The 10,322-nt window shown below is 65.3% G+C and carries 7 protein-coding genes; 1 reads left to right on the top strand and 6 read right to left on the bottom strand.

From position 1 onward, the window contains the following. Positions 1-110 precede the first annotated feature (110 nt). From Q9K02_RS02385 to Q9K02_RS02400, 4 genes are all read right to left on the bottom strand, one after another. Positions 111-1,658, bottom strand: a complete 1,548-nt coding sequence (locus tag Q9K02_RS02385) for a DUF389 domain-containing protein (RefSeq protein WP_305931441.1) — start codon at positions 1,656-1,658, stop codon at positions 111-113. 129 nt (positions 1,659-1,787) lie between these two features. Continuing rightward, the gene (locus Q9K02_RS02390; RefSeq protein ID WP_305931442.1) at positions 1,788-2,051 is read right to left on the bottom strand and encodes a hypothetical protein; all 264 of its coding nucleotides are present in this window, start codon (positions 2,049-2,051) and stop codon (positions 1,788-1,790) included. Between the two features lie 77 nt (positions 2,052-2,128). After that, entirely contained in the window at positions 2,129-4,468 is a 2,340-nt protein-coding gene (locus Q9K02_RS02395; protein WP_305931443.1) for an FtsK/SpoIIIE family DNA translocase, read from the bottom strand. 128 nt (positions 4,469-4,596) lie between these two features. Then, positions 4,597-5,133, bottom strand: coding sequence for a thiamine phosphate synthase (locus Q9K02_RS02400; protein WP_305931444.1), 537 nt, complete (start codon positions 5,131-5,133; stop codon positions 4,597-4,599). On the opposite strand from Q9K02_RS02400, the gene Q9K02_RS02405 reads away from it, so the two are divergent. Beyond that, positions 5,132-5,806 (top strand): YggS family pyridoxal phosphate-dependent enzyme, encoded by a 675-nt coding sequence (locus tag Q9K02_RS02405; RefSeq protein ID WP_305931445.1) that lies wholly within the window; start codon positions 5,132-5,134, stop codon positions 5,804-5,806. The genes Q9K02_RS02400 and Q9K02_RS02405 overlap by 2 nt on opposite strands. A gap of 10 nt (positions 5,807-5,816) precedes the next feature. Here the strand turns inward: Q9K02_RS02405 and Q9K02_RS02410 are convergent, their stop codons facing one another. Together Q9K02_RS02410 and Q9K02_RS02415 are read right to left on the bottom strand one after the other, a co-directional pair. After that, entirely contained in the window at positions 5,817-8,576 is a 2,760-nt protein-coding gene (locus Q9K02_RS02410; RefSeq protein WP_305931446.1) for a [protein-PII] uridylyltransferase, read from the bottom strand. Further along, positions 8,573-10,267: a class I adenylate-forming enzyme family protein gene (locus Q9K02_RS02415; RefSeq protein ID WP_305931447.1), complete on the bottom strand. Its 1,695-nt coding sequence runs from the start codon at positions 10,265-10,267 to the stop codon at positions 8,573-8,575. Before Q9K02_RS02415 ends, Q9K02_RS02410 begins: the two co-directional genes overlap by 4 nt. Between the last annotated feature and the right edge of the window lie 55 nt (positions 10,268-10,322).

Consider the following 10,322-nt stretch of genomic DNA (forward strand, 5'->3'; position numbering starts at 1 on the left):
GGACTCCGTTGTCTGCGCCGCCCGTTACATCTGCAACCATCTACGGGCAAGCCCGCCCTCGACGGAATGCGAACAGAGGTCGGCCAAGCGGACGTACTACATCGGGTCGCTCAGGGGGTGGTGTCGGACCCTGGCGCAGACCATGCAGTTGCGATGGTGCTTCCGTCGCCGGAGATCCGCGTCTCGACGAAACGGGCATCGTCTCCGAGGCCCGCCATCGCCGTATCGATCGCCTCTTCGCCGCCGGTCAGCACGGCCCGCACGCCGGTGCGGCTGGCGGCCCAGCCGACCAGTGCGAGGCGCAGGGCATTGTCGGCATCAAGTCCGTCTTCGCCCACCGTAATGTCGGGCAACGGCAAAAGCGGCGGGCGCAGCTCTACCGACCAGCCGGGTGCCTGCGCTGCCAGCCGCCGCTCGAGTTCGCGATAGCCGGTTAGGGTAAGCCCCTCCAGCGTATTGGCCTGCGCCACGGCGCGGCGGTTGTCGCGATCGACCAGCACGGCGGATCGCTCGACCCCGGCGACCAGCGCCAGCCGCTCGCCAAGCGCGGCAATCTGTCGTTCGGTCGCTTCCGCCTGCTCGCGGGCACGAGCTTGCGCCAGGGCAGCCTGTTCTGCCGCACCCGGATTGGTGCCGACGCGGAACTGGTCTATCCTGACCGAAAGCTCTTCGTCCAGCGCCCGCGCAAGCGAGCGCCCGAGGTCGGTGTTGGCATTGGCGCGGAATTCGGGCGTGAGGACGCTCGCGGTAATGAGCACCGGATCGGCATCCCAGTCGATCTCCAGGGTATCGATGCGGGACTGCGGGTCGAACGCGTCTTCGATCGTATTGCGCACGATGCGTTGCCCGTTGCTCTCGTTCGCGATCTGCACCAGCGAAAAGCCCAGCGGAATGGCGAGCGCAATAAAGGTGATTAGAATGCCGACGCTTTCGAACATGCCCTGCCGGCTCGATCGCGTGGACTTGAAGCCATACAGCCGCGCCATGACGAAAGCGGACAGCGCGATGGTCAGGAGGTTGGTGACGAACAGCATCAGCGCCCCGCCGAATACCGTCCAGTTCCAGGTCGCGAGGCCGAAGCCGACTACGGCGAGCGGCGGCATCAGGGCCGTGGCGATGGCGACGCCGACGATGGTCCCCTCGCGCCCGCGGATCATCGCATAGCTGCCCGCTAGCGCGGAAAAGAGCGCGACGAGCAGGTCGAACAGGCTCGGCCTTGTGCGCGAAGCGATCTCCTCGGTCACGGTCTGGAGGGGCGAGAGCCAGACGATCAGCGCGCAGAAGAGGATTGCGACCAGCGTGCCCCAGAACAGCGCCTTGGCGCACAGGCGCAGCCAGGTGAACTTGCCCTCCGCCAACGCGAAGCCTGCGCCCAGGATCGGGCCCATCAGCGGAGACAGCAGCATGGCCCCGATGACCACCGCGGGCGAGGACAGGAGCAGGCCGAGGATGGCGATCCCCGCCGACATGCAGATCATGAAGATATAGCGCGGCGTCAGCGAGCTTTCGGCGGCGATCTTCTGCAAGACCTTGCCGTGCTCGACCCCGTCGGCCACATCGTTCCGCCACCAGCCCACGGTATAGCCCCACAGCGCATCGATCGGCGTGCGGTATTGCGACTGGGCGGATGTCACGGCGGCGCTTTGCGGCGCGGTCATGGCAGTTCGTCTCCTACGTGCGGTGCCATCTAAGAAAGGCTTGCGCGACGATGTAGAAGGACGAGGCGCGTATGTCGCGCTTCAATTTCGGACCGGCGGATCGACCGGCGCGAGCCGAGAGCTGGTCGTTTAGTCGCTTCTTTCCGCGAGCATCGAGAGGCGGGCCATCGGAACGATTTCCCCAAGCTCGAACGCCCCCTCGATCCGGCCCTCGAAAACGTCTCCCTCGCGCAGCCAGCGGTCCTCGATACTGGTCCAGTTGGGATTGGGGAATGCACCGTTGAATTGGACATTGCGGCGCACACCCGGACTGACGACCTCTACGCGGACTGTACGTCCAAAGAGCCCGTTCTTGACGACGCCAACGATGCGAAATGTAGGTGTGTCGGTCATGTAAGGTGGTTTCTCATGAGTCAGTTCGAGATGACAATCACTCCTCCAATTCTACGAACTGATCGAAAGCGTCTGCCTCAGATCGGATTGCCGTCTTGGTCGCGGAAGATCTCGCGGCGGCCGACGTGGTTGGCCGGGCCGACGAGGCCTTCGCTTTCCATCCGCTCGATCCATTTGGCCGCGGTGTTGTAGCCCACGCCCATCTGGCGCTGGAGCCACGATCCGCTGGCCTTCTGGTTCTCGATCACGATCTGGCAGGCCTGGCGATATTTGCGCTCGTCCGGATCGTCGGAGGCGGTGAACTCGTCCTCGAAGCTGTAGCCGCCGTCTTCGGGTTCCTCGGTGACGGCGTCGACGTAATCGGGCTTGCCCTGCTCGCGCCAGTGGTCGGCGACCTTCTCGACCTCTTCGTCGGACACGAAGGGGCCGTGCACGCGCAGCATGGCACCGGTGTTGGGCTTGTAGAGCATGTCGCCCTTGCCCAGCAGCTGCTCCGCGCCCTGTTCGCCCAAAATCGTGCGGCTGTCGATACGGCTGGTGACCTTGAAGCTGATGCGGGTCGGCAAATTGGCCTTGATGACGCCGGTGATGACGTCGACCGAAGGGCGCTGCGTCGCCATGATGAGGTGGATGCCGGCCGCGCGGCTCTTCTGGCTGAGGCGCTGGATCAGCACCTCGATTTCCTTGCCGACGGTGACCATCAGATCGGCCAGTTCGTCGACGATCAGCACGATCAGCGGCAGCGGTTCGTAATCGAGCTGCTCTTCCTCGTAGATTTCCTCGCCGGTCTCGGGATCGAAGCCGGTCTGCACCCGGCGGCCCAGCGGCTTGCCCTTCTCGGCTGCCTTCTTCACCTTCTCGTTGAAGCCCGCGATGTTGCGCGAGTTGACGCTCGACATCATGCGATAGCGCTTCTCCATCTCCTCGACCGCCCATTTCAAGGCGCGCACGCTCTTGTGCGGCTCGGTCACCACCGGGCTGAGGAGGTGGGGGATGTCGTCGTAGGTCTTCAGCTCCAGCACCTTGGGATCGATCAGGATCAGGCGGCATTCGTCGGGCGTGAAGCGATAAAGCAGCGACAACAGGATGGCGTTGAGGCCGACCGACTTGCCGCTGCCGGTGGTGCCTGCGACGAGCAGGTGCGGCATGGCGGCAAGATCTGCGACGATCGGCTCGCCTGCGATATCCTTGCCGAGGATCATCGGCAGACTTCCCGCGTGATCGACGAAGGCCCCGCTGCTCGCCAGCTGTTTGTAGCTGACCATCTGGCGGTCGGCATTGGGCAGTTCGATGCCGATTACGGTCTTGCCCGGAATGGGCGATACGCGCGCGCTGATGGCGCTCATGTTGCGGGCAATGTCTTCGGCGAGACCGACCACGCGGCTGGCCTTGATGCCGGGGGCAGGCTCCAGCTCGTACATGGTGACCACCGGCCCAGCGCGCACGGCGGTGATCTCGCCCTTCACGTTAAAATCATCGAGCACGTTCTCGAGCAGACGCGCGTTGCGCTCCAGCGCCATCTTATCGAGCTTGGGCGCGGAATTCTCCGGCGGATCGTCGAGCAATTCGAGCGTCGGCAATTGGTAATTGGCGAACATGTCCCGCTGCTTGGCCTTGGCCGGTTTGGGCTGGGCGGGCATGGGCGCGGGATCGGCGATTTCCGGAGCGCGGCGCGGTTCGCGAAACTCGACCGGCTCGGCCTCGTCCTCTTCGTCGGCTGCTGCGGGTTTGGCACGCTTCTGGCGCTTGGGAATCAGCGGTAGGTCCGCATCGACGAGCGCCGGGCGGCGCTTGACGAAATCGGGCAGGGTCAGGAACTGCGCCCAGTCGATGGCGAAGACGCGCGTGACAAGCGCAATGCCGCCCGCCAGCGAGACGAGCGCCAGCGCCAGCACGATCCAGCCCGATGCAGCCTCGCCGAACCGCGCGGCGACGGCTTCGATACCGAGACCGCCCAGCTGGCCGAAGAGCCCGCCTAGCCCAGCGGGCAAGCTGCCTGTCGCGGGATCGAACAGCAGCGCGAGCACGGTGCCGAGCAGCACCATGGCAGCGAGCAGCATGGCGAAGGGGCCCCACCAGCGGCCGGGCGTCTCCTGCTCGTCATCGTCCTCTACGCCGGTCCACAATCGGCGCGCGGAGATATAGAGCAGCGGCAGCAGCAGCGCGGCGGTGATGCCGAAGAAATTCAGCGCGCGTTCGGCGGCCCAGGCTCCGGAGAGGCCCATCCAGTTGCCGATATCGGTGCCGTCGGCGGCAGTCGACGGGCTCGGGTCGGTCTGGGTATAGCTTGCCAGCGACAGGGTCAGGAACAGCAGCAACGCGAACAGCAAACCCGCCCCCGCCATATGCGTGGCGCGGCGGAAGGAGCGGCGGAATGCCGCCCGCCAGTCGGGTGCTGCGCCAGCGCGCGTGGCCATGTGTCTCGCCTCTGTGTCGTCGGGAGCGGGCAGTATGAATCCTCGGCGAGTCCGAGGTCAAGCGGAGTTCGTCGAGCGGGTGTATTTTCCATACAACACACCCGCCGTCGCGGGAGCTGGCGAAGTGGTTACGCAAGGCCGTCGATCGCGCCCCAGCGGGGCCAGTTCAGTTCGCGTGCGCGCTTGGCATTCATGCCTCCCAAAGCGATGACCGGCACAGGGGATTGTTGCGCGAGCACGGAAAACCCCATCGCACCGAGCGTCGCACCGCCTGGATGCGAGGCCGTCGGGAATACAGGCGAGAGGAAGATCCCGTCCGCTTTCGCTTCGATGGCGGCTTCGATCTCCTCGCCATTATGCGCGGTTGCGAGACGCAGCCCATTCCCGAGGCGCTCCGGCGCTCCATAGTGCCCATCGGCACCCCAGTCCTCGTCGCCAGACAGCACCACCACATGGCCGCCTTCGCGCGCGATGGCGGCCAGTTCCTCGAACCGCCTCCGCCGCTTCGCCGGGTCGAGATGATAGTGCCGGAACACGAAGCCCGACCCTTTCGGCAACGCGCGCAAACCCGTCTCCAGCCCGGCATCGTTGCGGGCATCCGACAGCAGCCAGAGCAAAGGGAGGGCCTGTCCATTCATGCGGCGTCCGCTATAGCGCATGCCCATGGAAAAGGCAGACACTCCGCTCCAGCAGGTTCAGGCCAATATCGCGCAGGCGTGCAAGATCGCGCGTCGCGATCCGGGCGAGGTGACGCTGGTCGCGGTCAGCAAGACCCATCCGGCAGAGGCGATCCAGCCGCTGCTGATCGAGGGCCAGCGCCATTTCGGCGAGAACCGCGTGCAGGAGGCGCAGTCCAAATGGCCCGCGCTGCGCGACGAATATCCGGCGGTGCAGCTTCACCTCATCGGCCAGCTGCAATCGAACAAGGCGGAGGACGCCGTGGCGCTGTTCGATGCGATCCATTCGCTCGACCGCCCGAGCCTCGTGAAGGCGCTGGGCAAGGCGATGGACAAGACAGGTCGCCGCGTGCCGTGCTTCGTGCAGGTCGATGTCGGCGAGGAAGAGCAGAAAGGCGGCTGCCCGATCGCCGAACTGCCCGCGCTGCTCGACCAGGCGCGCGAGGCGGACATCCCGATCGCAGGCCTGATGTGCATCCCGCCGTTCGACATCGAGCCGACCCCCTTCTTCGCCTTGCTCGACAAGCTGGCCCGCGACCACGGACCAGCCGATGACTCTTGGGGCCGCAGCATGGGCATGAGCGGCGATTACGAGACCGCCGTCAAGCTCGGCGCGACGCATGTGCGGGTGGGGACGGCGTTGTTCGGGGAGCGCGGCTGAGCCTGCCGCTTCAGGCGTTCTCCAGCCGGTCCTGCGTGGCATCGCTGGCAGCTTCGATCAGCCGGGCTTCGATGCGGTTCATCCGTTCGCCTTGCTCCAGCTTGTGGCCGGTGAGGTCGGTGATGTAGAAGGTGTCTGCCGCCCGTTCGCCGTAGTTCGTGACGTGGGCGGAATGCACGACGAGGCGGCTTTCGAACAGCACCCGCGCAAGGCGGTTGAGCAATGCGGGCCTGTCGCGCGCGTTGACTTCGATCACGGTGAAGCGATTTGAGGCCTTGTTGTCGAACAGGACGCGCGGTGACACGTCGAAGGCGCGCGCGCGGCTGTGTGCCAGCGGGCGCTGGGCGAGGCGCGGGGCGAGATCGACGCGATTGGCGAGCGCATCCTCGATGCTGGTCTTCAACCGCTCGAGCTGGCCTTCTTCCGCGAAGGCGCCGCCATGCGGGTCCTGTACCAGGAAATTGTCGAGCGCCCAGCCCTGCCGGGTGGTATGAATGCGCGCATCGATGATGTTGCCGCCGGCGAGGTGAATGCCGCCCGCGATGCGGTAGAACAGGCCCGGATGGTCGGCGGCGATCACCGTGACCAGCGTCGCGCCGCGCTCTTCGTAGAACTCGCAATGGATCGAGAGGTCGTGCTTCTGTTCGCGCGCCGCGGCGTAATGCACCAGGTTGAGCGCGATGATATCGACCGGCTCGGCGATCCAGTAGGAGTCGCCCATCGCTCCGCCCACGCTTTCGGCCAGATCGGCCTTGTCGCCGAGCAATTCCGCGACCTCGGCCTTCTTCGCCGCGATCTTGCGGTCTCGTCCTTCGCGCATATGGCCGAGGCGGAGCCGCTCGCTCGCCGTGTCGTAAAGCTCGCCGAGAAGCTGGCCCTTCCAGCTGTTCCATGTTCCCGGACCCACGGCGCGGATGTCGACCGCGGTCAGGATCGCGAGATGGCGCAGCCGCTCTTGGCTCTGCACCTTGCCGACGAAGTCCTCGATCGTCTTCGGATCGGTAAGGTCGCGCTTCTGAGCCGTGTGGCTCATCAGCAGGTGGTGCAGGACCAGCCAGGCGACCAGCTCGGTCTCGCTGTCGGAAAGGCCGAAGCGCGGGCACAGTTCGTGCGCCACCTCCGCCCCTAGCTCCGAATGATCGCCGCCGCGTCCCTTGGCGATATCGTGCAGCAGCGCCGCCACGTAAGCCACGCGCCGCGAGATGACCTTGTGGATCAGCCGCGTCGCACGCGGGTGGTCGTCGGCAAGCTCGCCCTTCTCGATCTTGTTGAGCAGGCCGATCGCGCGGATGGTGTGCTCGTCCACGGTATAGTGGTGGTACATGTCGAACTGCATCTGCGCGTTGACCTTGCCGAAATCGGGTACGAATTTCCCGAACACGCCGGTCTCGTTCATCCAGCGCAGGACCATTTCGGGATCGTTGCGCCCGCAGAGCAGGTCGAGGAAGAGGGCGTTCGCGCGCTCGTCATTGCGCACCGCCCTGTCGATCAGCCCGCTGTCGCGATCGGCCTGGCGCATCGTTTCGGGATGCACCTCCAGCTGTTGTTCCTCGGCGATCTGGAAGATCTCGATCAGGCGCACGGGATCCTTGCGGAACCAGTCGTCGGACGGCGCGGCGATCTTGCCGCCGAACACGCGGTAGCCTTTCACGGTCCGCGCTTTCTGCTTCCAGCCGGCGAAGAAGCCGGAGCGGGCGCTCTTGGCTTCGAACTGCTCGTCGATATGCGCGAGGAAGACGCCGGTGAGCGAGCCGACCCGCTTCGCGTGCAGGAAATAGAGCTGCATGAACCGCTCGACCGAGCTCTTGCCCGGCCGCTCGGCGAAATTCATCCGCTCGGCGATCTGGCGCTGCATGTCGAAGGTCAGCCGGTCCTCGGCGCGGCCGGTCAGGACATGCAAATGGCACCGCACGGCGAGGAGGAAGTTCTCCGCCCGGCGGAAGCTGCGGTATTCGGCCTGCGTGAACAGCCCGACATCGACAAGCTCCGCCGCCGCGCGCACACGGTGGATGAACTTGCCGATCCAGTAGAGCGTGTGGAGGTCGCGCAGGCCCCCCTTGCCGTCCTTGACGTTGGGTTCGACGACATAGCGGCTGTCGCCCATGCGCTTGTGCCGCGCATTGCGTTCGGCCAGCTTCTCGGTGACGAAAGTGCGCTCATTGCCGCGCACGACCTCCGATGTGTAGCGGCGAGAGCCTTCGTCGTAGAGGGCCTGGTCGCCCCAGACATAGCGGCCTTCGAGCAGGGCGGTGCGGATGGTGAGGTCGTTCTTCGAGAGGCGCATCGCCTCGTCCAGCGTGCGCGTCGAATGGCCGACCTTCAGGCCGAGATCCCACATCAGGTAGAGCATCGCCTCGACCACCTGCTCGCACCAGGCGGTCTTCTTGCCGCCGACGAGGAAAGCGATGTCGACATCCGAATGCGGCGCCATTTCGGAGCGGCCATATCCGCCGACGGCCATGATCGTCAGCCGCTCGGCCTGAGAGCGGTTGGCGCTGGGGTAGAGATGGGTCGTCGCATGATCGTGGATCACGCGCAGCAGCTGGTCGACCAGGAAGGAATGCCCGCCCGCGCATTCGTGCCCGGCCGAATGCTTTTCCTCCAGCCGCCGCGCGAGCTCGGCGCGGCCCTTCTCCAGCGCGCCTTTCAGCAACTCGACAATATGCGGCCGTGCTTTTTCGCCGTGCTCCTCTACCAGCGCGTCGATCCGCGCGGCGACATCGCGGCGGTCGAAGATCGCGCGCTGGCGGGGGATGCGAAACGTGCTCAAGCGGCCTCGTAATCGCTCGCGTAAGTGGCCTTGACGGTCCGCTTGTCGACCTTCTGCGTGCCGAGGCGGGGCAGCTGTTCTTCAGCCTGCCACAGCACGCTCGGTACCTTGAAGGCGGCGATATGCTCCCGCAGGAACTCCTGCAGATCGTCGGAGGACAGCTCCTTGCCTTCATGCGTCAGGTAGACGGCTGCGGGGATCTCGCCGAAGCGCTCGTCGGGCAGGCCGAAGACGGAGCATTCGGCCACTGCCGGATGGGCGTAGATCGCCTCTTCCACCTCGATGCAGGAGATGTTCTCGCCGCCGCGGATGATGATGTCCTTCTTGCGATCGACGATGAAAAGGTAATCGTCCTCATCCATGTAGCCGAGATCGCCGGTGCGGAAGAAAGCATCCTTGCTGAAGGCCGCCTTGGTCGCTTCCTCGTTGCGCCAGTAGCCGAGGAAATTGCAGACCGAGCGGATCGAGATCTCGCCCACTTCGCCCTGCGGCAACTGGTTGCCGTCGTCGTCGAGGATGGCCATCTCCACCAGCGGACGCGAAGGCATTCCGGTGCTGTTGGGCTTGGCGAGATAGTTCTCGTTGAGATTGCCCGCGCCGACACCGTTGGTTTCGGTGAGGCCGTAGCCGAGCACGGGATAGCCGTCCTCGAAGGCGGATTTGATCTTCTTCACATGTTCCACCGGGCGCGCCGATCCGCCGGCGGCAAAGGTCTTGCACTGCGAGAGGTCGTATTTCTCGCGGTCGGGATGCATGGCGATTTCGTAGCTCATCAGCGGCACGCCGACGAAATAGGTGATCTTCTCCTCGTCGAGCAGGCGCAGTGCCTCGCCCGCGTCCCACTTCGGCATGAGCACCAGCTTGCGGCCCATGGCGAAGCTCTGGAGGAACAGCGGCACTTCGCCCGTCACGTGGAACAGCGGCACGGCGACGAGCGCGCTCGGCTGCACGGTCGGGGCTTCGCCCCGCTCGGTCAGCAGTTGCAGGATCATCGCCGTCTGGCAGACATAGTTCATCGTGCCCGAAACGACGCCGAGATGGTCGGAATAGGCACCCTTGGGATGGCCGGTCGAGCCTGAGGTGTAGAGAATGGTCGCAAGATCGTCCGGGCCGATCTCGCCCAGCATTTTCATCGCCGTATCGCCAGCGGCCCAAACTGGTGCCAGGCCCTCACTCGGCGTGCCATGGTCGAAGACGACGACCTTGGCGGGGTGCTCCACGCCCTCGAGGCGCGCGGCGCGCTGCGCATCGGCCAGCACCAGCTTGCATTCGCACAGGTCGATTCCATAGGCGAGCTCCTCGCCCGTCCACCAGCCGTTGAGCAGCGTGGCGCAGCCGCCCGACATCAATATGCCCATATAGGCGACGATCCAGTTGACCGAATTGCGCGCCGCGATGCCCACGCGGTCGCCTTTCTCGATGCCGTGCTGCGTCGCAAGGCCGTGCGCCACGTGGCTGGCGGCATGCCACACCTCGCCGAAGGTCATGCGCATGTCGCCATCGACGAGGAAGGTCTCGTCCTTCTTCTCGTTGCAGAAATGGGCGAAGAAATGCGCGAGGCTGGGGGGCGCGTTCTTGAAGGCGGGCATGGTAACGCCGCGGCGCGTCGCCTCGGTCAGTTCGAACATCTGGCCCGGCGCGGTCACGGCGTCGGTAATGCGGTGGATGTCCTTGTCGAGTTCGGTGGGCATGGTGGTCAGGGTCCTCTCTCAAAACGGCGCACGGCCCCGATTCGAGGCTCGCGCA

Source organism: Qipengyuania profundimaris, from assembly GCF_030717945.1.
Lineage (GTDB): Bacteria > Pseudomonadota > Alphaproteobacteria > Sphingomonadales > Sphingomonadaceae > Qipengyuania > Qipengyuania profundimaris.